This is a genomic window from Chitinophaga japonensis (assembly GCF_007830125.1).
GTDB classification, from domain to species: Bacteria; Bacteroidota; Bacteroidia; order Chitinophagales; family Chitinophagaceae; genus Chitinophaga; species Chitinophaga japonensis.
The window spans coordinates 755,348-778,069 of the sequence record NZ_VLLG01000002.1 but is presented as its reverse complement, the minus strand read 5'-3'; the positions used below and the strand labels follow the sequence as shown (position 1 = coordinate 778,069).

Below are 22,722 nucleotides of genomic sequence, written 5' to 3'. Positions count from 1 at the left end.
CTTCCTATTTCCTACTTTTGCCGTATGGAACACAAAAAAGTAAGGGTACGCTTTGCACCAAGCCCTACCGGTGGCCTGCACCTGGGCGGGATGCGCACTGTTTTATTCAATTACCTGTATGCCAGGCAGCACAAAGGCGATTTCGTGCTGCGGATAGAAGATACGGACCAAACCAGGTATGTGGCAGGAGCAGAGGAATACATCCTGGAATGCCTGCGCTGGTGCGGGCTGGAGGCGGACGAAGGGCCGCATGCAGGCGGGCCTTATGGTCCCTACCGTCAAAGCGAGCGAAAGGATATGTACCGGCAGTATGCCGAGCAACTGGTAAAGGACGGCTACGCGTATTACGCTTTTGATACCCCTGAAGAGCTGGACGCCATGCGCGCCCGCCTCAAAACGGACGACAATCCATCTCCGCAATACAACCACATTGTGCGTCCCCACATGCGCAATTCCCTGCGCCTGTTGCCGGAAGAAACGGCGCAACTGCTGGCTGCCGGCACCCCGCATGTGATCCGCATTAAAATGCCCGCCAGCGAGGAAGTTGCTTTTACCGACATGATACGCGGAGAAGTGCAATTTAATACGGGCACCGTGGATGATAAGGTGCTGCTGAAAGCGGATGGCATGCCCACCTACCACCTGGCAGTGGTGGTGGACGACTACCTGATGAAGATCAGCCATGTATTCCGCGGCGAGGAATGGCTGCCCTCCGCACCGGTGCACATCCTGCTGTGGCGCTACCTGGGCTGGGAAGAGCAGATGCCCCAATGGGCCCACCTGCCCCTGATACTGCGCCCGGACGGTAACGGCAAGCTGAGCAAACGGGACGGCGACCGTTTAGGCTTCCCCGTATATGCCATGAACTGGAACGATCCCCGCAGCGGCGAGTTCACCAAAGGCTTCCGCGAAATGGGCTACCTGCCGGAAGCGTTCATCAACATGCTGGCCATGCTGGGCTGGAATGACGGCACCGGGCAGGAGCTGTTCACCCTGGATGAGCTGGTGGAGAAATTCTCCGTATCCCGCGTGCACCATGCCGGCGCCAGGTTCAATATTGAAAAGGCCAACTGGTTTAACCACCAGTACCTGGTGAAAGCCGATAACCGGCGGCTGGCGCAGCTACTGATGCCGCTGCTGCAGGAAAAAGGCGTGCAGGCATCCGAAGAGTATGTAGCCAATATAGCAGGCATGGTAAAGGAGCGCTGCAACCTGGTGAATGAAATATGGGACCACAGCTTTTTCTTTTTCCAGCAACCGGAAACCTATGATACGGCCGCTGTAAAGCCCAAGTGGAACGCCGACAAGCGGCAGTTCTTCCTGGAATGGGGCTCCGTACTGGAAACACTGTCCGACTTTTCGCTGGCCGGCATAGAGGACAGCTTTAAGCAACTGGCCACTTCCATGAACATGAAAGTAGGGGAGCTGCAGTTGCCGCTCCGCATCATGCTGTGTGGTGGTAAATTCGGCCCGCCGGTGTTCAACATTGCCGAAATGCTGGGCAAGCACGAGACCATTGCCAGGATCATGAAGGCGGTACCGGTGTTTGATGCATAAAAGAATGTAAAATGCCAAATTTCAAATGTAAAATGTAAAATGTAAAAGTTGGCAGGTATGTTGCAATGAGGCATTATGCCTTAAATATGCATAACCACCAACTTTTACATTTGATATTCTTATCAGGGCTTCCTGCATTTTAACCCTGTATGCTGGCTGATCAGTTCAAAGTCCCTGTCCAAATGCACGAGCCTGATGTTAAATGTTATAGCATAAAAGGCAATCAGGACATCATTGCTTTTCCGGACGGTGGCTCCTTTTTTGCGTAAGGACCTATATAGCGTTGCCGCGCCAATGGCTGCCTGTGTGGGATCCAACTCCAGCATATTGAACCAGGATAGCAGCTCCTTTATTTTTTTAAAATGAGCATCATCTTTTATACCCTGTAATATTTCCTGGAGAATGGTAGGCGTTAAATGTATGGGGTGGTTATCATCTATATATTGTGCCAACAAGCCGGTTTCCGCTGTCTCTTTGCTGTTATGAAAGAATGCGATCCATACAGAAGTATCAAAAAGAAGCGGCGCACTCATATACTACGCATTTCGCTAAGGTTACCTTCCCATTTAACTTTCCCTTTTAAATCCAACAGTTCCTTTCTTTTCATCCAGGCTACAAAGTTCTTTAAGGCGATATTTATGACCTCTTTTTTGGTCTTAATATTACTTAAGGACATAGCCTGCTTTACAAGGTGCTCGTCTAATTCTATATTGGTACGCATGTTATTTTCATTTTAAGGTATACACAAAAATAACGAAAATTATACACATTAAAAACCTCCAAAGGCCACAGGACTTCCGGAGGGTTTTAAAATATAAATATCATTTTTTTACGCCTTCGCCTTCTCCCCTTTCGAGGCTTCCTTGGCCCAGGTATCCTTTAACGTTACCGTGCGGTTAAACACCAGCTTGCCGGTAGTGGTATCCGGGTCTACGCAGAAGTAGCCTTTGCGCAGGAACTGGAAACGGTCGCCGGTTTTGGCGCTGGCCAGGGCCGGCTCTATATAGGCATTGGACACTACCTGCAGGGAGTCTGGATTGATATAGGATTTGAAATCCCCTTCCTCATTGCCCGGGTCCTCCACTTTGAAAAGACGGTCGTACAGGCGCACCTCCGCTGTAGCGGCATGTGCGGCGCTCACCCAGTGAATGGTGCCTTTTACGCTGATGCCGCTGGCATCGCCTCCGCTGCGGCTTTCCGGCAGGTAGGAGCAGTAAATGGTGGTAATGTTGCCATCGGCATCTTTCTCAACGCTGTCGCATTTGATGATATAGGCATACTTCAGGCGCACCATCTGGCCGGGCGCCAGGCGGAAGAATTTTTTGGGCGGGTTTTCCATGAAGTCCTCCCGCTCTATGTACAGCGTATTGCTGAAGGGCACGGTACGGTGGCCGGCGCTGGCGTCTTCCGGGTTGTTTTCGGCCTGCAGCGCTTCCACCCGGTCTGCCGGGTAATTGGTGATCACCAGCCTGACCGGGTCCAGCACGGCCATAACGCGGTTGGCAGTCCGGTTCAGCTCTTCGCGGATAAAATATTCCAGCAGCCCTACTTCAATGATATTGTCCCGTTTCTGCACGCCCACGCGCTCGCAGAAAGCGCGGATGCTGGCGGGGGTGTATCCCCGGCGGCGCAGGGCGCTGAGGGTAGGCATGCGGGGATCGTCCCAGCCTCTCACGATACCGTCAGACACCAGTTGTTTCAGCTTGCGTTTGCTCGTTACCGTATAGTTCAGGCTCAGCCGGGCAAATTCATACTGGTGGGAGGGGAATATCTCCAATTTGTCAATGAACCAGTCGTACAGCGGGCGGTGCGGCACAAATTCCAGCGTACAGATGGAATGGGTAATATGCTCGATGCTGTCGCTCTGCCCGTGTGCAAAATCGTACATGGGATAGATGCACCATTTATCGCCGGTACGGTGATGGTGCGCATGCTTGATGCGGTACATCAGCGGGTCGCGCAGGTGCATGTTGGGAGCCGCCATGTCTATTTTGGCCCGCAGCACTCTTTCGCCGTCCTTGTACATGCCGTTGCGCATGTTCTCGAACAGTTGCAGGTTTTCCTCCACGCTGCGGCTGCGGTAGGGGCTTTCCTTGCCCGGCTCGGTAGGCGTGCCTTTCATGGCCGCAATCTCCTCGGGTGTGGAATCGTCCACGTAAGCCAGCCCTTTTTTGATCAGGGCCACGGCAAATTCGTATAACTGTTCAAAATAATCGGAAGCATAGTGTTCCTCCGCCCATTCAAAGCCCAGCCAGCGGATATCCGCCTTGATAGAGTCTACATATTCCGTATCCTCGGTGATCGGGTTGGTATCGTCAAAACGCAGGTTGGTCAGGCCATTGTACTTTTTGGCCAGGCCAAAATTGAGGCAGATGGACTTGGCATGTCCTATATGGAGGTAGCCATTGGGCTCCGGCGGGAAGCGCGTATGCACCCGTCCGCCATGGATGCCTTTGGCGATATCTTCTTCGATGATCTGTTCCAGAAAGTTAAGAGATCTTTCTTCACTCATATATAAGCGATTGTAATTTTACGATTGGCAAAGGTACGTAAATTAGCGATTAGCGGGTAGCTTTTAGCCGTGCAGACGGGAGCGGCTGCTGCTGGCTAACCACTAAAATTGTACATTTATCCCCTTAATACACCAACGAAATGACCCATCCCCTGAAACGCCCGGTAAGGGTACTGGTAGCTAAAGTGGGCCTGGACGGCCACGATCGCGGAGCAAAAGTGATTGCTGCCGCCCTGCGCGACGCCGGCATGGAAGTGATCTATACCGGCCTGCGCCAGACACCGGAAATGGTGGTAAACGCCGCTTTGCAGGAAGATGTGGATGCCATTGGCGTCAGCATACTTTCCGGCGCGCATATGACCGTATTTCCCAGGATCATGGCCCTGATGAAGGAAAAAGGCATGGATGACGTGCTGCTGACCGGCGGCGGCATTATCCCGGATGCCGATATGCAGGCGCTGCAGCAGCAGGGTGTGGGCAGGCTGTTCCCGCCCGGTACCCATACCCAGGAAATTGCCGGGTATATTACGGATTGGGTGAGTGAGCACCGAAATTTTTAACTTAGGTCCTTAAATCAAACCGAGTAACCATGTACCAGACCATCAGTACTACCCTGGAAGATAATATCCTGGTCATAGCCATTAACCGGCCCGATAAGATGAATGCGCTGAACAAGACGGTCATGGCGGAACTGGCGCTGGCCGTAGATGAGGTGTACAAGAAAAAGGAGATCAAAAGCGCCATCATTACCGGCGCCGGCGAAAAGGCGTTTGTAGCGGGCGCGGATATCGCGGAGTTCCTTACCCTCTCGCCGGAGCAGGGCGCAACGCTGGCTAAAAAAGGGCATACCATTTTCCAGCGCATCGAGGAATGCCCCAAGCCTGTGATAGCGGCGGTGAACGGTTTTGCGCTGGGCGGCGGCTGCGAGCTGGCCATGGCCTGCCATTTTCGTATAGCCAGCACCAACGCCCGCTTTGGGCAGCCGGAAGTGAACCTGGGCCTGATACCCGGCTACGGCGGCACCCAGCGCCTCACCCAGTTGGTAGGGAAAGGCCGCGCCATGGAGCTGATGCTGACCGGCGACATGATCAGCGCTGCAGACGCTTTTGCCATGGGGCTGGTGAATCATGTAGTGGAGCGGGAAGCCCTGCTGGAGAAAGCAAAGGAAATATTGAAGAAGGTGCATGCCAAAGCGCCGCTGGCCGTGGCCAAGGTGATAAAATGCGTGCATGCCGCGCTGGACAAGGATGTGGACGGCTTCGCGATGGAGATCGATGAGTTTGGCGCCTGCTTTGCCACCCGCGACCTGCAGGAAGGGGCGGAGGCCTTTACCCAGAAAAGGCAGCCCCGCTTTACCGGGGAGTAATTAGTAATTAACAATTAAGAATTGATAATTAATAATTGTAACACAGGTGTTTCAACTGAATGTAAATGCCCTAAAGTTGCGTTGAAGCACTTATACAACGAGTATTATTAATTATTAATTCTTAATTGTTAATTAATTTCGTGGCTCAAAATTCAAGCATATGGAATTCAGAATAGAGAAAGACACGATGGGCGAGGTGCAGGTGCCGGTGAATGCCTATTATGGCGCCCAGACCCAGCGCTCCATCGATAATTTCAGGATAGCACAGGACATCAACAAAATGCCCCGGGAGATCATCCGGGCGTTTGCCTATCTGAAAAAAGCCGCCGCCCTTACCAACCTGGATGCCGGCGTACTGCCGAAGGAAAAAGCGGACCTGATCGCGAAAGCATGTGACGAAATACTGGAAGGCAAGCTGGATGGCGAGTTCCCGCTGGTGGTGTGGCAAACCGGCTCCGGTACCCAATCCAACATGAACGTGAACGAAGTGGTGGCCTACCGCGCCCATGTGCTGAATGGCGGCCAGCTCACCGACAAGGACAAGGTGATACACCCCAATGACGATGTGAACAAGTCCCAGTCCTCCAACGATACATTCCCCACTGCCATGCATATTGCCGCGTACAAAATGCTGGTGGAGGTAACCATACCCGGTATCACCAAACTGCGCAACACGCTGGCGGCAAAGGCGGAAGCGTACAAGCACGTGGTGAAGATAGGGCGCACCCACTTTATGGATGCTACCCCGCTTACCGTAGGTCAGGAGATCAGCGGCTATGTGTCCCAACTGGACCACGGGCTGAAAGCCATTCACAATACCCTGGCCCACCTGAGCGAACTGGCCCTGGGCGGAACGGCGGTAGGCACCGGCATTAACACGCCCAAAGGCTATGCGGTGAACGTAGCAAAGAAAATCGCGGAACTGACCGGCCTGCCCTTTGTGACCGCGGAGAATAAATTCGAGGCCCTGGCGGCGCATGATGCCATCGTGGAAGCCCACGGCGCCCTGAAGACCGTGGCGGTGAGCCTCATGAAAATAGCCAACGACATCCGCATGCTCAGCTCCGGTCCCCGTTCCGGCATCGGGGAGCTGTTCATACCGGACAATGAGCCCGGTTCTTCCATCATGCCCGGCAAGGTAAATCCCACGCAATGCGAGGCGCTTACCATGATTGCAGCACAGGTGCTGGGTAATGATGTGGCGATCAACATTGGCGGCGCTACCGGCCATTTTGAGCTGAACGTGTTCAAGCCCGTGATGATCTATAACTTCCTGCACAGCGCCCGCCTGATCGGCGACGGCTGCGTAAGCTTCAATGACAAGTGTGCGGAAGGCCTGGCGCCTATCGAAGCCAATATCAAAAAGCACGTGGATAATTCCCTGATGCTGGTAACGGCCCTCAATACCAAAATTGGTTACTACAAGGCGGCGGAGATCGCGCAGAAAGCGCACCACGAAGGCACTACCCTGAAGGAAATGGCCGTGAAGCTGGGTTATGTAACGCCTGAGCAGTTTGATGAATGGGTAGACCCGGCTAAAATGGTAGGGGAGATTAAGTAAAATTCCAAAATCCAAAATCCAAATCCCAAAATGTGGGCAGGCCACCAATAGTACTGTACTGTTACAGGTAGTCAGGAGACTGCCGCCAGTTTGGGATTTGGATTTTGGATTTTGGAATTTTTTACAACAGGCTGAGGATAATGGTCCGGAGGCTCAGCAGTATCACCATTACGCCTACCATGATCATCAGCGGCTTGCGCTTGATGCGGCGCACCAGGATAGCGGCAAAGGGGGAAGCCATTACCCCGCCTATGATCAGCCCTATGATCACCTGCCAGCTATCTACGCCCGTAAATATCAGGAAAGTGGTGGCGCTGGAAGCGGAAATGAAGAATTCCGCCGCATTTACAGAACCAATAGTGTAGTGTACGGCACGACCCTTGCTCAGCAGGGTGGAGGTCACGATCGGTCCCCAGCCGCCGCCGCCAATAGCGTCCATGAAGCCGCCGAAAAAGGCCAGGGGCCCCAGGCGCTTTACTTTGCTCTTGCGGCGCTGGCTCTGCAGCGCTTTCCGCAAAATGATGATGCCCAGTATCATCAGGTAGGCGCTCATAAAAGGTTTGATCACATTCCCGTCTATCTTGTCCGAAAGCAGGTATGCACCTATGATGGCCCCTGTCATACCGGGTATGAGCAGGTATAAGAACAACTTCTTGTTTACATTGCCCAGCCGGAAGTGCGCAATGCCGGATGCGCCGGTGGTGAATACTTCCGCCACATGCACGCTGGCGCTGGAAATAGCCGGGGGAATGCCCAGGCCCAGCAGCAGGGAAGAGGAAGTGGCGCCGTATGCCATACCCAGCGCGCCGTCCACCATCTGTGCGGCCAGCCCTACCCCTATGTAGAACAGCAACTGGGAGGTGAAGAGCGATTGAATGAAGTGATAGACCCTGGTTTGGGTAGCAGCCGGAACATTGTAATAGTAGGTCATCCACAAGCCGCCCGCAGTCACTAAAGCCAACAAGGTGATCAGGATCCAGAGGCCCCTTTTCTTCTTGTTCTCTTCGTTTACCAGCGTTATGAGCATTTCCTGCCTTCTCAGCGTAGCCGGTTGTTGTTCCAGTTTATCTATCACCTCGTTATGCGACATAATACCATAAATTATATAGTCTATATAAATTATAGACTAAAGGTAGTCGTAATTACCAGCATCTCCAAATAAATAGCGAAAAAAATGTCTCTGCGCGGCTGTACTGCAGCAGGGACTATTTCAGCAGCCCGTCCACCGTGATGGCTGCATAATACAGTGCTCCAATGGTGGGGCCGGCGGCAAACTGCACATAGCGCCGGTTAAAGATATTGCTGCCACCTACCTTGACGGTGGATCGCAGCTTGGGGAAGCGCACATTCACCTGGGCGTCAATGGTGGTATAGGCCGGCACCCAGCCATTGGCCAGCGTGCTTTCCCAGTATAGCTTGTCCTGCCAGCGCCATACCACGTTAAAGCCTACATTTTTGAACAGCTCCCGGTTGCTGAAGGAAAGATTGGCCACCCAGGCCGGGGTATTGAAGCCGGTGGCAAACAGGTCCGGGGCAGGATTGTCGGACAGTTTGTTATAGTTGGCATTGCCGGACAGGGTGAACTTTTTGTAAAAGATCCAGGTGAGGCCCAGGGATGATCCGTAGCTGTTATACACGTTCTTCGCATTGGTAAATACCCGGTAGCGGTCCTGTTTGGAGCGCGTCAGCATATCCAGTACGGCCGCATCCGATCCTACCGGGCCGCTGGTGGGCACGGCTACTTCCACCTGGCCCAGGAAGCCCTTATAGGAATTATGGTACGCATCAAAATCCACTACCAGCTTGTTATTCAGCAGCACGCTCTTGTAGCCTATCTCGAAGGAGCGGATGCTTTCCGGCTCCATCACCGGCAGGTTGGCCACCTGCAGCAGCTCCCTGTTTTTGAGCGCCGCGTCCGCCTGGTTCATGCCATTGTTCACGTCTGCGTTCACGGCAGCGGTAAAGGCGTCATAGGAGGCCAGTGTATACGAATTTTCCAGGTAGCCGATCCCTTCATTTACCCGGGCCAGCCCGCCTACCCTGCGCACACTGGCGTTATTGAGAAATGACAGGGCTTCAAACAGCGCGGGAAAGCGGTACCCGTTCTGGAACGACGCCCGGAAATGATGCTTGTCTGCCAGGCTGTACACGGCCGCCACGCGCGGATTGAACCTGGCGCTGAATTCTGTATTGCGGTCCACGCGGGCGGAGGCGGATATCCTGAGCTTGTCGTCCAGGAACAGTTTGGTCACCTGGCCAAAGGCGCCGTACTTGGTGTAATACTGCTTGCTGCCAAAGGAGCCGTTCTTGTCCGGCACGGTCCTTTCGTCCAGCGGACGGGAAAGGTCCACAAAAGTATTGCCGTCCGGCGTTACGGCATAGCGCCGGAAATCGCCGCCTACCAGCACATCCGCCCATTTTACCTGCGGGAGGCTGTACTGGAATTCCAGGTGGTAGGTGGTGCTGTATTGCCATACCGCTGCGCCCCCGTTAGGTGCGCCGTCCGGCGTGGTGGCGGAAACAATGTCCCATTTATTGGAGTTGACGATCGTGTTTTTCAGCGCCTCAAACTGCGGGGTGCCCGGCTCGGCCCGGCCCTGGTCTGCCGCTGCCCTGGCCTGTTGCATGGCTGTAACCAGGTCTGCGTTATTATCCAGTTGCTTTTGCAACGCATCTTTGAAGCGGGCGCCCCATTCCGCGTTGCTGGCATGGCTCAGGTCCAGGTTATAAGCCAGCGGGTTAAGGTTATAGGATTTACCCGTATTCTCTTTCAGGATATAGCCACGTACCAGCAAATGGTCGCCGCGCAGCTCCAGCTTGTGGTTCTGCACTGTCACATCTTTGAGCTGGATGCGGTTGCCCCGCTGGAAAACCCCGTCCATAATGCCGTAGCGGTAGCCGTAGGACAGCTCCAGGTGATCGTTGAGCTTGTAGAACACACTGGCGTCCGCCTTGATATTGCGCACATCGGGATAGATAAGGTCCTTTTCAAGATAGCCGGTGCGGGCCACGTTGAAGGTTTCGGTTTTACCCCGGTACTGTACGGAAATAGCCTGCCGGGCCTGGCGGTCGTCGCCGTAGCGGCTCCACTGGTCCCGGGCCGGGTTGTTGTCCCCGGACAGCTCCGGGAAGCCCGGGTTGGCCGTAGCCTTGCTTTGCGGGTTTTGGTCGGTGAGCCCGTTGGCCACCCAGTCTGTTCCTTTCAATGCGCTGAAGTTGACCTTGAAAGCAAATTTATTGTTGAACGCCTTTGCATAGCGGATAGCCGTTTCCGTGAGCAGGCCGGGGTCCCGGTCCTTACCATCTACGTGGTTGATCCCTGTTTTCTGGTAAATGCTGAGACCCTGGTATTTAAAGGGGTTTTTGGTTTGCAGGTTGGCAATGCCGTTGATGGCGTTCATCCCATACAGGGCAGAAGCCGCCCCGGGCGTGATCTCCACGGCTTCAATATCCAGTTCTGTAGGGCCGATAGCGTTGCCCAACGGCACGCCCAGCGTGGCTGCCTGCATGTCCACCCCATCCACCAGTTGCAGGAAGCGGAAATTGTTGGGCACATTGAACCCGCGGGTATTGGGCACTTTAAAGGTCAGGCTGGAGGTGAGCATCTGCACGCCTTTCACATTTTCCAGCGCATCGTAAAAGCCGGGTGCCGCTACTTCCCTGATGGCGCGGATGTCCAGCTTTTCTACCGCTACCGGCGAGCGCAGGATACTTTCCGGCACCCGGGAGGCCGTTATCACCACCTCGTGCCCCAGCACGGTTTGTGTAGCCAGCGCTATCTGCAGGTGGGCGCCCAGGCTGGTCACCTCCAGCTCCTGTGGCTGAAAGCCCACGGAAGAGATCAGCAGCGTAAAGGGCAGCTTTGTGCGGGTGCGCAGCGTGAAATCCCCGTTCTTACCGGTAATGGTGCCGGACACTGTGCCTTTTACCTGTATGCTTACATCCGCCAGCGGCGCCTGCTGCTGATCGGTGACCTTTCCCGAAACTTCGATGAGCGAGGCGCTCTGGGCATGGGCCAGTATGGGCAGCAGGAGCGGCAGCAGCCCGTAATACAGGGCCCGTTTGTATTGTACTAATATTTCCATATAATCTATAGAATTTGTAGACAAATGTAGTACGGGAAATCAATTTTTCAAACAGGGAAGAAAAAAAATCCGGGAAGAGGGAGAGACTGCTATTCCACCGCGCCGTTTACGATGGGCTCATTACGGTCAGCGCGGGAAGCTTCCAGTTGCTTGCTGAAGAAACGTTTCTGGAAGATCAGGATGGTGATCACGCCGGTGGAAATGGCGGCATCGGCAATGTTGAACACCGGCCGGAAGAAGATAAAATAATCGCCTCCCTTAAAGGGTATCCATTTGGGCAGGTAGCCCTCATAAATGGGGAAGTACAGCATATCCACCACCTTGCCGTGCAGGAAGGCGCCGTAACCGCCTTCTGCAGGCAGGAAACGGGCAATGTCATAGGTACTGTCGCTGAATATCAGGCCGTAGAACATGCTGTCTATCAGGTTGCCGGCCGCACCGGCCAGTATCAGGGAGCCACAGATGAGCAGGCCGGTATGGAACTGCTGGCGCACCAGCTTTTTCATGTACCAGAACCCGATCACCACGGCGGCCAGGCGGAAAAGGGTGAGCAGGATCTTGCCAAAATCGCCGCCAAATTTGAGGCCGTAGGCCATGCCCTCATTCTCGATAAAATGTATGCGGAACCAGTTGGGGAATATGATAAACTCCTGCTGCATGTACATGTGGGTCTTGATCCAGAACTTCAGCGCCTGGTCTATGACCAGGATCAATATAACTATGAGTACTACGTGACGGTATTTCATCTGCTAATATTTGTCTTTTTCAAAGGTCAGATGGAACCTCGCATTAACATGCCCATTTATGAGAAGTGTTTATCGTGCTTGGTTTCATTACACCCGGGGATATTAAATTTCACCAAAAATAACAGTTTTATTTAAAGGGAAAACAGGATCATTCCTCAAAATAGATCCTTTTTACCCTTTGCGAGATGCCGGTCAGTATCTCATAGGGAATGGTGCCGGCCCACTGCGCCAGTTGCTGCACCGGCAGGTCTTTCCCGAATACGATCACTTCGTCGCCTTCCGCCACTTCCGGGATATGGGTCACGTCCAGCATGAGCATGTCCATGGCAACGATGCCGGCTACGGGGGCCAGCTTGCCGTGGATGAGCATTTTACCCACCCCGTTGCTGAGGCAGCGGGGATAGCCATCGGCATAGCCTATACGAACGGTAGCAATGGTAGCCGGTCCCGGCGCGGCCCATTGGGCGCCGTAGCCCACCGTTTCGCCGGGCTGCAGGCGCTTTACCTGCGCCACCGTGGTTTTGAGCGTGCTTACATTACGGAGCTTTTCCCGCATGTCGCCGTTGTCAATACCGTACATGCCAATGCCCAGGCGCACCATATCCAGTTGCAGCTCGGGGTGGCGGTGTATGGCCGCACTGTTGGCAATATGCCGGATGCCCGTATAGCCCAGCGCTTTTTGCAGCTCATGGCTCATATCAAAGAACAGGCGGCCCTGCTGCTGGGTAAACGCATCCTTGCCGGGATCTTCGCTGGCAGCCAGGTGACTGAAAATGGACCGCACTTTTAGCTGCCCGTTCTCCGTGAGCAGCAGGGCCAGCGCCGGTATGTCCTTTTTCTCAAAGCCCAGGCGGTGCATACCCGTATCCAGCTTGATGTGGATGGGGAAATCCGTTTTGCCGGAGCTGCGCACCTCTTCCTCAAACTGCTGCAGCAGGTGCAGGGAGTATATTTCCGGCTCCAGGTTCCATTGCAGGATGGCGTCAAAAGAGCCGGGCTCCGGGTTCATGACCATAATGGGCATGGTAATGCCGGCCCTTCTCAGCTCCACGCCTTCATCCGCATAGGCCACGGCCAGGTAGTCCACGCCGTGGAACTGCAGCAGGTTGGCAATTTCAAAGCTGCCGCTGCCGTAGGAAAAGGCCTTTACCATGGCCATCAGTTTGATGCCGGGCTTCAGCAGGGACTGGTACTGCCTGACATTGTGCGCCATCGCGCTGAGGTTGATCTCCAGGATGGTCTGGTGCACTTTGTGCTCCAGCAGCTTGCCAATGCGCTCAAACTCGTATATGCGTGCGCCTTTCAGCAGGATGGTCTCATGCTGGAAATCCTGCTGGTTGAACTGCTGTATGAATGCTTCCGTAGTGGGGAAGAACAGGCTTTTCAGCCCTTCCACATCCTGGAAGCGCTTCTTTTCCCGGTTAATATTCTTGCCGATGCCGATGAACTTGTGAATGCCTTTTTGCTGCAGGAGGCCGGCCACTTCCTCGTACAGCGAGGCGTCGCTTTTGCCGCTCTGCAGGATATCGCTGAGAATGACGGTGCGGGTAGGATGTTGTTGCTGCTGCTGTAAAAAGTCCAGCGCAATAGTAAGGGAGCCCAGGTCGGAGTTATAGCTGTCGTTGATCACGGAGCAGTTGTTGATGCCCTGCTTCAGCTCCAGGCGCATGGCGATGTTCCCCAACAGGTCCATGCGCTGCTGTATCACGGCAGGCGCTATGCCCAGGTACAGCATAAGGGCCCAGCAGTGAATGGCGTTCTCCACGGAGCCTTCGTCCACGAAGGGGATGCGGATATGCAGGGGCGCATTTTGGTACAGCGCGTCAATGCGGGTATGTGTCTGGTCCTTATCCACGCTGATAATGCGGAGGTCCGCGTCGGTCTTGCGGCTCCAGGCCAGTAGCTGCAGTCCCTGCTGGTTGTCCCGCTTGCCGATCTGCGTATGGAAATTGAGCACGCACTCGTTCAGCTCTAGGTAGTCCTTGCAATAGATCAGGATCTCGCTTTTGGCAAAAAGCACCAGCTTTTCGTTGATCTTCTGCCGCTGGGTGAGGAAGCCTTCATTATGGGCCTCGCCGATATTGGTAAAGATGCCGATGCCGGGGCGGATGATCTTTTCGAGATGCTCCATTTCGCCCGGCTGGGAGATGCCGGCCTCGAAAATGGCGAGCTGGTGCTCCGGCTGCAACTGCCATACGGAGAGCGGTACGCCTATCTGCGAGTTATAGCTTTTGGGGCTGCGTATAATATTGTAATCTTTTTCCAGTAGCTGGAAAAGCCATTCCTTCACAATGGTCTTGCCATTGCTGCCGGTAATGCCTATCACGGGGATGTGGAACTGCTGCCGGTGCCAGGCCACCAACTGGTGTAACGCCTGCAGGGTATCCTTCACCAGGATGATGTTGGCGTCCGGGTATTGGTCCAGCGGCAGATGCTCGCTGACCAGGAAGTTGCGCACGCCTTTTTCATACAGCACCGGTATGTACTGGTGAGCATTGCGGCGGGCGCTGACCAATGGAATGAAAAGGGAGGTTTCAGGAAAAATGAGTTTCCTGCTGTCCAGCAAAATATGCGCTATCCCCGGAAATCCCCTGTCCTGTAAAAGTTCGCCTTTCAGGACCTTACTGATATTTGCTGCGTGGTACACGATAATTTATTTCACTTTTTCTACTTCGAGTTGCCGCGGTAATCCTTTCTTCTTGTGATAGATGGAGTAAAGGATAGAACCGCCCAGGCATAGTACGATCACGATGAGCGACACCCATACCGGCATATGCACGTGAATGATCTCCGCCAGCATCTTAAGCCCGATGAACACCAGCACAATGGCAATGCCCTGCTGCAGGTAATCGAACTTATCCACCGCCCCTCTCAGCAGGAAGAAGAGGGAACGCAGGCCCAGCACGGCAAAGATATTGGAGGTATACACCACCAGCGGTACCTGTGAAATGGCAAATACGGCCGGTATGGAATCCAGTGCAAATATGATGTCCGTTACAGCCAGCATTACCACTACGATGCTGAGACTGGTAAAGTAGATCTTGTTGTGCTTTTTAACGGTGAACCTGCCACGCGGGTCGTCATGCGTAATGCGCATGTACTTGCTCATGAACCGGTAGGCAAAATTCTCTTCCGGCTTAAACTCCTCATGCTGGTCTACCACGAACATCTTCACCCCGGTATACACCAGGAATGCGCCGAAGAGGTATAGTATCCAGTAGAACCGGGCAATAAGGGCGGCGCCAACGGTAATAAAGATGGCGCGGAAAACGATGGCCATCAGGATCCCGATCAGCAGCACGCGGGCATAGCTGGTTTCCTTAATCTTGAAAAAGCTGAATATGAGTATGAATACAAAAATGTTGTCGATGGACAGCGACCATTCCATGAGGTAGGCGCTCATGTAGCTGACCGCCATTTCCGAGCCGTCCTCAAACCATACAAACCCGCAGAATGCAAAGGATAGGCCTACCCAGAAACAGGTTTGTACAAGTGCCTTTTTAATGGAGATAGTAGTAGACTTTTTGCTGAGTAAACCAAGATCGAAGATCAGGGCCAGAACGATTACAATGCCAAAAATCAGGTACGTCCACTGTGTGGGTGTCATGCAGCCGGTAGTTGTTTAGTGAACAGCAAAGATAATGGATAGTTGCCAGTTTATAGCGGACTGTTTATGTTCAGCAACCGCGTCTGTGACTGCAAACCGGCCACTACAGCCGCTTTACTCGTACCTGCGCTGCCGGATGAACAGGAATACCATGGCAAAAAGCAGGACGAGCCCAACCGGTACTACGAAACAAATGATCTGCCATTTGGTCCGGGCTTGTTTTACTTTTTCCGGGTCCAGCAGGCGCAGGGTCACTTCCTTGTTGCGCGTTTCCATGATGCCGGAAGTATTGGTAAGGTATTCCAGGCAGTTCAGGAAAAACTCCTTGTTGGCGAAAACGTAATCAGGGTTGAAGGCGTTGATGCCCATCTGCAGCGGACCGTTCCTTGGGGAAACGGCATTGGCGATGATGTCGCCGTCGCTCACCACGATCATTTTATTGACCGTGTCGGCCATGCCACGGAAGGGCTGGCCGCTGGCGGCGGCAATGGCCTGCTGCTGCGCGCGGTCCAGCCGGTTGCGGAACAGGGAAGGGAAGCGCCCTTCCAGCAATACGGCAGCGGCCAGGTAGGACTGGCGGAAATCCCGCGGGTTGGGCTTGGTGCGCACGCTCTCCCAGCTTATTTCCGCCGGCACCCGGGTGCTGCGGCTGTTACGGGAGGTGGTGAGCAGGATGGTCTTGGTGATATCGCCTCCTTTGATCGTGTCCATAGAGCTGGTGAAGCGGCTCATCACCAGGTCCATATTCTTTACAATGGGATGGCTGCCGGTAGGCGACAGCAGCGGGAAGTAGGGGAAAGGCACCGGCTGTATCTGCGGCTTGCTGCCTACATTGCCCACTACCAGCGGCACTATATCGGAGCGAAGGTCCTCTACCAGGTCGGGATTCACGCGCACGCCATAACGGAACAGCAGGTCCTCCAGGTTGAGGCCGCGGTCAAATGCAATAAAGGAATTCTTTTGCTGCAGGCTGTCCATGCTGGCATTCAGCACATCCAGGAACCAGATGATTCTGCCGCCCTGCATCACGTACTGGTCTATCTTCAGCTTGTCCTGGTCCGTAAAGGGCAGGGTAGGGCGTGCAAACAGCAGCAGGTCAAAGTCCCGGGGAATATGGCTGCCGCCCTGCAGGGTAAAGGTGTCCAGGGCGTAGTTGCTTTGCACGGTGGTGAGCGCGTCGTACACCTCCGCGCCCAGGGATTCGCCGTTGCCCAGCATGTAGCCCACCAGGGGCCGCCGGGTTTGCTGCAGCTTGTAAATGCCGTTGATGAACTGGTACTCCAGCAGGGCTTCGGAACTGCCCATGGCCTCCTGCGGGTCCTGCCCGCCCTGGCTTTTGAGCAGGTTTACGCCGATGGTCTTGTCCTTGTAATGGAGCAGGGCGCCGGGGAAAATGAGCTTTTCGGAATAGCCTTCCGTGGCTTCCTGCTGCACCTGCAGGTTAAAGGGCATGATGCCCCTTTCCACCAACTGCTGCTGGAAAGCCATGCGGGCGGAGTCTGTCATGCCCTGGCCCGGGCTTTGAAAGGTGAAGCGGATATTTTTGCCGCCGTATTCCCGGAACTCTTCCAGCAGTTCCTGTGTGGCCTGCGCCAGTTGCCGGAAAGCGGCGGGATAGTCTCCTTTGAGGAACACTTCTATGGTAACGGTGCTGTCCAGGTTGCGCAGCAGTTGTTTGGTAGACGGGGCCAGGGTGTATCTTTTCTCCGCTGTAAGGTCGGCCCGGCCATGCACATACGCTGCCAGCACATTCACGCCAGCCAGCACGGCGGCTACTGCCAGCGCCCGCTGCAGGTACTTTTTACTGTTGCCGGCGCCTGCCCATACGCGCCGCTGCAGGGATATCCGGCAGAGGTACAGCATGAGGGCGATCACGCTGGCAAAGTAGATCACATCCCGGCTGTCGATCACGCCGCGGCTGATGGAGGCATAGTGGAACTTAATGCCTGCCATTTGCAGGTAATAGTCCGCCCCGCCGGAAAAGGCAGGTATTTTGCTGAGCGCGTCAAAGCCGTTGTAGAACAGGAAGCAGGTAAACACCGCCACAAGGAAGGCCACTACCGCATTGGCGGTAAGGGAAGAGGCCCAGATGCCGATGGCGGTAAATACGGCGCCGAGCAGCAGCAGGCCCAGGTAGGAGCCGGCAATGCCGCCGTTGTCCAGCCGCACGGGCGGCGCGCTGAGCTGGTAAATAGCAATATAGTATACCAGTGTAGGCAGCAGGGAAATGAGCACAATGAGCACGCCGGCCCAGTACTTGCCCAGTACGATCTGCCGCCAGGAAAGCGGTTTGGTGCTGAGCAGCTCTATGGTGCCGGAGCGGAACTCGTCCGCAAAGCTGCGCATGGTGATAGCCGGGATCAGCAGGAGGTAGATAATGGGGGCCAGCTCAAAGAGCGGGTCCAGGTTGGCATAGCCAAAGTCCAGCAGGTTGGTATCCGGGAATACGAACAGTAACAATCCGTTTGCCAGCAAAAAAAGGATAATGGCCACATAACCGGTGATACTGCTGAAGAACTGGTGTATTTCCTTTCTGAATATAGCTAGCATAAGAATTATTAAAAGTACAAATATATTAGAACGGGGGAAACAAAAAAACCGTTTGCGGCGGTAATCCGCAAACGGTTCTGTTATTTGAAGACAAGGCCCCGCAGGTTGCAGTAACCTGTATGGCCGGTTGCCGGTTTGGGCAGCGTTAGTTGGCCGCGCTTTCCTCGAACGTCAGTTCCGGCAGCCCGTTCTTCTTCCGGTAGTCGTTCACCGCAGCCCGGATGGCGTCTTCCGCCAGTACGGAGCAGTGGATCTTCACCGGGGGCAGGCTCAGCTCTTCCACGATATCCATGTTGTCTATCTGCACCGCTTCCTCCACGGTCTTGCCCTTCAGCCATTCCGTGGCCAGGGAGGACGAGGCGATGGCGGAGCCGCAGCCAAAGGTTTTGAACCGGGCGTCGGTGATGAGCTGCGTGGCAGGGTCCACTTCAATCTGCAGGCGCATTACATCGCCGCATGCAGGAGCGCCCACCAGGCCGGTGCCCACGGTGCTTTTGCTTTTGTCCAGCGTACCTACGTTCTTGGGATTGTTGTAGTGATCCAACACTTTTTCCGAGTAAGACATCGTTCCAGCTTTTAGCTGTTGGCGGTTGGCTTTTAGCGGGGTTAGCCGCTAAACAGGAACGGCCAACAGGTTGGTTTATATTTCAGCAGCTAACTGCTGTTTTTTTCAATGGTGCGCCCATGCAATGGTATCCAGGTCCACCCCGTCCTTGTACATTTCCCAGAGCGGGCTCATTTCCCGCAATTTGTTCACCGTAGCGGTCACAGCCTGTATGGTATAATCGATCTGCTCTTCGTCGGTAAACCGTCCCAACCCGAAACGAAGCGAAGAATGTGCCAGATCGTCGCCCAGGCCCAGGGCCTTGAGCACGTAGCTGGGCTCCAGCGATGCGCTGGTGCAGGCAGAGCCGGAAGAAAGGGCCAGGTTCTTGTTGAAGCCCATGATCAGGCCTTCGCCTTCCACGTATTTAAAGGAAATGTTGGTCATATGGGGGAGGCGGTGCTCCCGGGAGCCATTCAGGTAGGTCTCTTCCAGTTGCAGCAGGGCTTTTTCCAGCTTGTCGCGCAGGAGGGCCAGGCGCTTGCCTTCTTCCTCCATTTCCTGCATGGCCAGCTCGCAGGCCTTGCCGAAACCTACAATGCCCGGCACATTCAGGGTGCCGGAGCGCATGCCCCTTTCATGGCCGCCGCCATCTGCCTGGGCGATCAATTTTACCCGGGGCGATTTGCGGCGTACGTACAGCGCGCCTACGCCCTTAGGGCCGTACATCTTATGCGCGCTGAAGGCCATCAGGTCTATACCATCCCTGTTCACGTCCACAGGTATTTTACCCACGGCCTGCGCGGCATCCGTCATTAACAGCACCCCATGCCTGCGGGTGATGTTGCTGATGTCGCGGATAGGATTGATCACGCCGGTCTCATTGTTGGCATACATAATAGCCACCAGGATGGTTTGCGGTGTGATGGCCGCTTCCAGCGCTTTCAGGTCTATCAGCCCTTCATGGTTCACTTTCAGGTAGCTAATGGCAGCGCCCTGCTTTTCAAGATGCCTGCAGGTGTCCAGTACGGCTTTATGTTCAATTTCCGTGGTAATGATATGATTGCCCTTGGAGGCATAGGCTTCAAACACGCCTTTGAGGGCCAGGTTATCGGCTTCGGTGGCCCCTGATGTAAAGATGATCTCCTTGGTATCCGCTCCCACCAGTTTAGCCACCTGCTCACGGGCATAGTCTACGGCTTCCTCTGCTGCCCATCCAAAGGGGTGGGTGCGGCTGGCCGCGTTGCCGAATACTTCCGTGAAGTAGGGCAGCATGGCCTCCACCACCCTGGGATCGCAGGGTGTAGTAGCATTGTTATCCAGGTAAACAGGCAATTTCAACATATCTCTGTAGCGCTTTTATAAATGTAAAAGAATCAACGCAAATTTACAATGGAAACTTTTTAACCGGCAGTTGCGGCTTATCTATATAACTGATAGGGTATAGAACGGCTCTATGGGTTTGCGGATTTTTTGAGAACTTCCGGGCCTGAAAAAAATGACAGCATGTTAAAAGTAGAGCATATCGGGATAGCGGTGGCATCCCTGGCAGACGCGGTGCCCTTATATGAAAAGTTGCTGAACGCTCCCTGTTACAAAACGGAAACGGTGGAAAGCGAGCAGGTGCTGACGGCCTTTTTCCGGCAGGGAGATACCAAGATAGAATTGCTGGAGGCTACCGGCCCTGGCAGTCCTATTGCGCGCTTTCTTGAAAAAAAAGGGGCGGGTATGCATCATATTGCCTTTGAGGTGGACAATATCGAGGCGGAAATGCAACGATTGGCCGCGGCCGGTTTTACCCTGCTACAGGACAAGCCCAAACCCGGGGCGGACAATAAGCTGATCTGCTTCCTGCACCCGAAGGATACCAGCGGGGTGCTGGTGGAGCTGTGCCAGGAAAGGCGCTAAGCAAGTAAATACGCTATATTCCGGCAGCAGGGCACGCCTATCCCATTAAAGGGGGATGAACAGGCATGTCACAGTAGTCGCAAAGCAATTGCAAGGGAGTTGCAAGGGAATGGCATGGGATTGAATAGAATACCTTGCTGATTACCAGTTATTTGTTTGTGATAAAAAATTTTCCATTTTAGTAAATCCAAACATGAACCCGTCACGTAAATAAATATATCAGCGCAACGGGAAAACCGGGATTGCTGAACAAAATGCCAGGCAGCGTGTTGTATTAGTAATGAGTAAGGGCATTTAATTTATTTATAACTACCGAATTTCGAGAGTGTTTACAGATATTGGAAAAGTACAATAGAAGGTGCTTTTTCACAAAACGAACTCTAAAGTTGGCATAGGTTATGAACACCTGCGGGTTTTTTAGCTTGCAGGTCTTTTTTTTATGGGCCTACCACTTTTTCCATTCCCACGCTCCGGGAGCCTTTTACCAGGATGGCGGTATCCTCAAACTGTTGTTGCTGTAACCATTTGGCTGCCTCCGTGGCATTGTCCAGGTACAGGTAGGGATGCTGTGCCTTGCTGAAATCGCCGCCTACCAGCACTACTGCGTGCCAGTGGTAGCGCTGCAGCAGGTCCACGAGGGCCTGGTGCTCCTTTATGCTGTCCTGCCCCAGCTCCATCATGGCGCCCAGCAGCAGCACTTTTTTAGGCGCCCGCAGGGCAATGAAGTTCTCCACTGCCGCCTGCATGCTGGAGGGGTTGGCATTATAGGCATCCATAATAATGGTATTGGAGCCCTGTCGCACCACCTGGGAGCGGTTGTTGGAAGGTACATAGTCCTCAATAGCTTTTTTCACCGCCGGCCCGGGCACGCCAAAGTACAGCCCCACTGCCACTGCCGCCATTACATTGGGGAAATTATAGGTACCCGTGAGGTGGGTGTGCAGGGTGCCGATACCTTCCTCCTCCTCTACCGCTACGCCCAGGAACGCTGTTTCCGCCAGGGGGTGGCCGGTAAAGTCCGCGTCCTTTTCCCCGTAGGTCACTATTTCCAGCATGCCTTTGGCCATGTCCAGCAGGTAGGGGTAGTTGCTGCACGCAAAAACAGTCCCGTCGTGCTCCCGTAAAAAATCATACAGCTCGCCCTTGGCTTTTTTTACGCCTTCCTCCCCGCCAAAGCCTTCCAGGTGGGCCTTGCCTATGTTGGTGATAATGCCGTGCGTGGGCCGGGCCACCCGGCAGTAGCTTTCAATTTCGTGCTGGTGGTTGGCCCCCATTTCAACCACGGCTATCTGTGCGTCCATGGGGATGCTCAACAGGGTAAGGGGCACGCCAATGTGGTTGTTGAGGTTGCCTTTGGTAGCCACGGTCTTATAGGTGGTAGCCAGTACGGCGCTGATCAGCTCCTTGGTGGTGGTTTTGCCGTTGCTGCCGGTAATGGCCAGTATGGGAATATTCAGTTGCATGCGGTGCCAGAGCGCCAGCTCCTGCAGGGTATGCAGCACATCGTCTGTCAGCATCATTTTTTCCGGGCGGGTATAATGGGCCGGGTCATCTACCACGGCCAGGGACGCCCCCATGTCCAGCGCCGCTTCCGCATAGGCGTTGCCGTTAAAATTGGGCCCTTTGAGGGCAAAGAAAATATCGCCGGGTTGCAGTTTGCGCGTATCCGTTTGAACAGCAGGATGTTGTTTATATCGTTCGTAGAGCTGGTCAATATTCATAACTTACAAATATATTTTAATTATAATTTAAATGGCCGGATCGCGTTATATCTCCCGGCCGAGGCAACGCTTTGGAAAATACCTGCGTATAGATAACGGAACCGAAATTACTATAGTTAACAATTTAAAATCAAATAAACATTCATTCATCTAAATCCATTTTCTGACACATGAGGACATATCTTTTATTGACAAGCCTGTTGGCTATTGCCATCTATAGTTGTACGAACAAGGAAGCAGCGGCGCCGGATACCGGCCCGGTAGTGAACAACTGTGACACCCTGCAGATCTCCGCCGCCTTTGTATACGGCGTGATACAGTCTAACTGCACGTTCTGTCACAGCGGCAGCACGGCGCCCAGGGGCGCGGATTTTTCCACGCAGGACAAATTTGAAAGTTTTGTGAGCAGCAATGAAACCACTTTCAGGCTGCGGGTATTGAGCGCACAGGCAGACATGCCGCCTTCCGGCGCATTACGGCAGAGCCTGCGGGACTCCATCAGTTGCTGGATATCCAAGGGAATGCCGGAGTAAACGGCCTTTAAACATGGTACAGAACAAAACAC

18 protein-coding genes are annotated in these 22,722 nt (G+C 54.0%); 6 read left to right on the top strand and 12 right to left on the bottom strand.

Annotated features, from left to right (window positions below):
- The first annotated feature begins 24 nt into the window (after positions 1-24).
- Positions 25-1,557 carry a glutamate--tRNA ligase gene (gene gltX, locus LX66_RS03005; protein WP_145710404.1) on the top strand — a complete coding sequence of 511 codons (1,533 nt, stop codon included), beginning with the start codon at positions 25-27 and terminating at the stop codon, positions 1,555-1,557.
- A gap of 122 nt (positions 1,558-1,679) precedes the next feature.
- Here gltX and vapC read toward each other — a convergent pair whose 3' ends face one another.
- From vapC to LX66_RS02990, 3 genes are all read right to left on the bottom strand, one after another.
- Positions 1,680-2,090 carry a type II toxin-antitoxin system VapC family toxin gene (gene vapC / locus LX66_RS03000; RefSeq protein WP_145710403.1) on the bottom strand — a complete coding sequence of 137 codons (411 nt, stop codon included), beginning with the start codon at positions 2,088-2,090 and terminating at the stop codon, positions 1,680-1,682.
- Positions 2,087-2,278 (bottom strand): type II toxin-antitoxin system VapB family antitoxin, encoded by a 192-nt coding sequence (locus tag LX66_RS02995; protein WP_145710402.1) that lies wholly within the window; start codon positions 2,276-2,278, stop codon positions 2,087-2,089. The genes vapC and LX66_RS02995 overlap by 4 nt, the downstream gene beginning before the upstream one ends.
- Before the next feature lie 108 nt (positions 2,279-2,386).
- A complete protein-coding gene (locus LX66_RS02990; RefSeq protein ID WP_145710401.1) occupies positions 2,387-4,069 on the bottom strand; it encodes a glutamine--tRNA ligase/YqeY domain fusion protein in 1,683 nt (560 codons plus the stop codon).
- Positions 4,070-4,209: 140 nt separating this feature from the next.
- Here LX66_RS02990 and LX66_RS02985 point away from each other — a divergent pair, with 140 nt between their 5' ends.
- The 3 genes from LX66_RS02985 (at position 4,210) to fumC (ending at position 6,996) form a co-directional block, all read left to right on the top strand.
- Positions 4,210-4,629: a cobalamin B12-binding domain-containing protein gene (locus LX66_RS02985; RefSeq protein ID WP_145710400.1), complete on the top strand. Its 420-nt coding sequence runs from the start codon at positions 4,210-4,212 to the stop codon at positions 4,627-4,629.
- A gap of 29 nt (positions 4,630-4,658) precedes the next feature.
- Entirely contained in the window at positions 4,659-5,435 is a 777-nt protein-coding gene (locus LX66_RS02980; protein ID WP_145710399.1) for an enoyl-CoA hydratase/isomerase family protein, read from the top strand.
- A 160-nt stretch (positions 5,436-5,595) separates the two neighbouring features.
- Entirely contained in the window at positions 5,596-6,996 is a 1,401-nt protein-coding gene (gene fumC / locus LX66_RS02975) for a class II fumarate hydratase (protein ID WP_145710398.1), read from the top strand.
- Positions 6,997-7,117: 121 nt separating this feature from the next.
- Here fumC and LX66_RS02970 read toward each other — a convergent pair whose 3' ends face one another.
- The 8 genes from LX66_RS02970 to LX66_RS02935 form a co-directional block, all read right to left on the bottom strand.
- Positions 7,118-8,086, bottom strand: coding sequence for a sulfite exporter TauE/SafE family protein (locus tag LX66_RS02970; protein ID WP_145710397.1), 969 nt, complete (start codon positions 8,084-8,086; stop codon positions 7,118-7,120).
- Between the two features lie 115 nt (positions 8,087-8,201).
- On the bottom strand, positions 8,202-11,081 hold the full coding sequence (locus LX66_RS02965; protein ID WP_145710396.1) for a TonB-dependent receptor: 2,880 nt from the start codon (positions 11,079-11,081) through the stop codon (positions 8,202-8,204).
- An 89-nt stretch (positions 11,082-11,170) separates the two neighbouring features.
- Positions 11,171-11,827, bottom strand: a complete 657-nt coding sequence (locus tag LX66_RS02960; RefSeq protein ID WP_145710395.1) for a lipoprotein signal peptidase — start codon at positions 11,825-11,827, stop codon at positions 11,171-11,173.
- A gap of 148 nt (positions 11,828-11,975) precedes the next feature.
- Complete coding sequence (locus LX66_RS02955; RefSeq protein ID WP_145710394.1) at positions 11,976-14,474, bottom strand: bifunctional UDP-N-acetylmuramoyl-tripeptide:D-alanyl-D-alanine ligase/alanine racemase; 2,499 nt, start codon at positions 14,472-14,474, stop codon at positions 11,976-11,978.
- 6 nt (positions 14,475-14,480) lie between these two features.
- On the bottom strand, positions 14,481-15,434 hold the full coding sequence (locus tag LX66_RS02950; RefSeq protein ID WP_145710393.1) for a TerC/Alx family metal homeostasis membrane protein: 954 nt from the start codon (positions 15,432-15,434) through the stop codon (positions 14,481-14,483).
- A gap of 114 nt (positions 15,435-15,548) precedes the next feature.
- Entirely contained in the window at positions 15,549-17,984 is a 2,436-nt protein-coding gene (gene gldG, locus LX66_RS02945) for a gliding motility-associated ABC transporter substrate-binding protein GldG (protein ID WP_145710392.1), read from the bottom strand.
- Between the two features lie 145 nt (positions 17,985-18,129).
- A complete protein-coding gene (gene iscU, locus LX66_RS02940; RefSeq protein ID WP_145710391.1) occupies positions 18,130-18,549 on the bottom strand; it encodes a Fe-S cluster assembly scaffold IscU in 420 nt (139 codons plus the stop codon).
- A 105-nt stretch (positions 18,550-18,654) separates the two neighbouring features.
- Positions 18,655-19,872, bottom strand: coding sequence for an IscS subfamily cysteine desulfurase (locus LX66_RS02935; protein ID WP_317130557.1), 1,218 nt, complete (start codon positions 19,870-19,872; stop codon positions 18,655-18,657).
- A 162-nt stretch (positions 19,873-20,034) separates the two neighbouring features.
- Here LX66_RS02935 and mce point away from each other — a divergent pair, with 162 nt between their 5' ends.
- On the top strand, positions 20,035-20,436 hold the full coding sequence (mce, locus tag LX66_RS02930; protein WP_145710390.1) for a methylmalonyl-CoA epimerase: 402 nt from the start codon (positions 20,035-20,037) through the stop codon (positions 20,434-20,436).
- Between the two features lie 437 nt (positions 20,437-20,873).
- Here the strand turns inward: mce and LX66_RS02925 are convergent, their stop codons facing one another.
- Positions 20,874-22,157, bottom strand: coding sequence for a UDP-N-acetylmuramoyl-tripeptide--D-alanyl-D-alanine ligase (locus LX66_RS02925; protein ID WP_145710389.1), 1,284 nt, complete (start codon positions 22,155-22,157; stop codon positions 20,874-20,876).
- Positions 22,158-22,327: 170 nt separating this feature from the next.
- Between LX66_RS02925 and LX66_RS02920 the strand changes: the two genes are divergently transcribed.
- Positions 22,328-22,690, top strand: coding sequence for a hypothetical protein (locus LX66_RS02920; RefSeq protein ID WP_145710388.1), 363 nt, complete (start codon positions 22,328-22,330; stop codon positions 22,688-22,690).
- The last annotated feature ends 32 nt before the right edge of the window (positions 22,691-22,722 follow it).

Bases quoted from the DNA above. Each gene is read 5' to 3' on its own strand.
- gltX (WP_145710404.1), top strand. From the start codon at position 25: ATGGAACACAAAAAAGTAAGGGTACGCTTTGCACCAAGCCCTACCGGT.
- vapC (WP_145710403.1), bottom strand. From the start codon at position 2,090: ATGAGTGCGCCGCTTCTTTTTGATACTTCTGTATGGATCGCATTCTTT.
- LX66_RS02995 (WP_145710402.1), bottom strand. From the start codon at position 2,278: ATGCGTACCAATATAGAATTAGACGAGCACCTTGTAAAGCAGGCTATG.
- LX66_RS02990 (WP_145710401.1), bottom strand. From the start codon at position 4,069: ATGAGTGAAGAAAGATCTCTTAACTTTCTGGAACAGATCATCGAAGAA.
- LX66_RS02985 (WP_145710400.1), top strand. From the start codon at position 4,210: ATGACCCATCCCCTGAAACGCCCGGTAAGGGTACTGGTAGCTAAAGTG.
- LX66_RS02980 (WP_145710399.1), top strand. From the start codon at position 4,659: ATGTACCAGACCATCAGTACTACCCTGGAAGATAATATCCTGGTCATA.
- fumC (WP_145710398.1), top strand. From the start codon at position 5,596: ATGGAATTCAGAATAGAGAAAGACACGATGGGCGAGGTGCAGGTGCCG.
- LX66_RS02970 (WP_145710397.1), bottom strand. From the start codon at position 8,086: ATGTCGCATAACGAGGTGATAGATAAACTGGAACAACAACCGGCTACG.
- LX66_RS02965 (WP_145710396.1), bottom strand. From the start codon at position 11,081: ATGGAAATATTAGTACAATACAAACGGGCCCTGTATTACGGGCTGCTG.
- LX66_RS02960 (WP_145710395.1), bottom strand. From the start codon at position 11,827: ATGAAATACCGTCACGTAGTACTCATAGTTATATTGATCCTGGTCATA.
- LX66_RS02950 (WP_145710393.1), bottom strand. From the start codon at position 15,434: ATGACACCCACACAGTGGACGTACCTGATTTTTGGCATTGTAATCGTT.
- gldG (WP_145710392.1), bottom strand. From the start codon at position 17,984: ATGCTAGCTATATTCAGAAAGGAAATACACCAGTTCTTCAGCAGTATC.
- iscU (WP_145710391.1), bottom strand. From the start codon at position 18,549: ATGTCTTACTCGGAAAAAGTGTTGGATCACTACAACAATCCCAAGAAC.
- LX66_RS02935 (WP_317130557.1), bottom strand. From the start codon at position 19,872: ATGTTGAAATTGCCTGTTTACCTGGATAACAATGCTACTACACCCTGC.
- mce (WP_145710390.1), top strand. From the start codon at position 20,035: ATGTTAAAAGTAGAGCATATCGGGATAGCGGTGGCATCCCTGGCAGAC.
- LX66_RS02925 (WP_145710389.1), bottom strand. From the start codon at position 22,157: ATGAATATTGACCAGCTCTACGAACGATATAAACAACATCCTGCTGTT.
- LX66_RS02920 (WP_145710388.1), top strand. From the start codon at position 22,328: ATGAGGACATATCTTTTATTGACAAGCCTGTTGGCTATTGCCATCTAT.